An 854-nucleotide genomic window follows, 5' to 3' on the forward strand; every position below is an offset into this window, starting at 1 on the left:
CTGCTGTCCGGGGCGCTGGCGTTGCCGGCGTTCCTGATCGGCTGGCACGGCACGCCCGGCTGGAGCGGCCTGGGCGACGTCGCGCTGATCGTCGCGGGGGTGCTGTGGGTGGTCGCGGTGTCCGCGCTGGTGCGGGCGCTGCTGCCGCGCACGGGGACGCTCCGCCCGTGCGAGGGGGTGACGTACTTCCGCGATCTGCTGCCCCCACACGATCTCGGACGGCTGTCGACGCAGCTCAGCGAGGCCGGCCGCGACCCGGTCCGGTGGCTGCTCGTGCAGGCCGTGGACGTCAGCTCGATCCTGTCCGCCAAGTACCGGGCCATCCGCTGGGGAGTGAGCACGCTGGCGCCGTCCGCGGCGCTGGCGTTGGCCTGGAGCCTGACCGCGCGCTGAGTCGCGACCGCGCGAGGGCGACGGCACGCGCCGGCGCCACACATGAAGCAGACATGACACGAGGGGACGGTCGTGGGAACAGTCAGGGGAAAACGGCAGACACCAGGGGGTTGGGCGCGGCGCGTCGCGGTATCCGCGCTGGGCGGCGCGGCCGTGCTGGCGTCCCTGCTCACGCCCGCCGGCGCGCGGCCGGCACCGCCCGAAGCACCCGAACCGGCCTTCAAGGCGGTCAACTACGCGGTGGCCGTGGACGAGTCGGCGAGCCTGGCGCCCGAGGACATGGCCGCCGAGAAGGCCGCCGCCTCGCGCATCGCGCTCGGCGACGTCTCCCCGTCCTCGCACGTCACCGTCTTCGGCTTCGCCGCCGCCGAGAAGGCCGACCAACGGGCCATCGACCCGGTGTGCCCGCGGACCACGCTGGACGCCGCGGGCCGCGAGTCGATCGGCGCGTGCGTGAGCAA

Annotated in this window: 1 protein-coding gene and 1 pseudogene; both read left to right on the plus strand. The window is 74.6% G+C overall.

Annotation, left to right across the window (positions count from 1 at the left end; translation table 11 throughout):
* Positions 1–393: Pycsar system effector family protein (locus KUM32_RS39765; protein WP_217146599.1), on the plus strand; the 393-nt coding region annotated here is incomplete at its 5' end.
* Positions 394–465: 72 nt separating this feature from the next.
* A pseudogene (locus tag KUM32_RS39770) lies at positions 466–854 on the plus strand (VWA domain-containing protein); the annotation flags it as partial.

The sequence above is a fragment of the Streptomyces sp. AC627_RSS907 genome, from assembly GCF_019049165.1.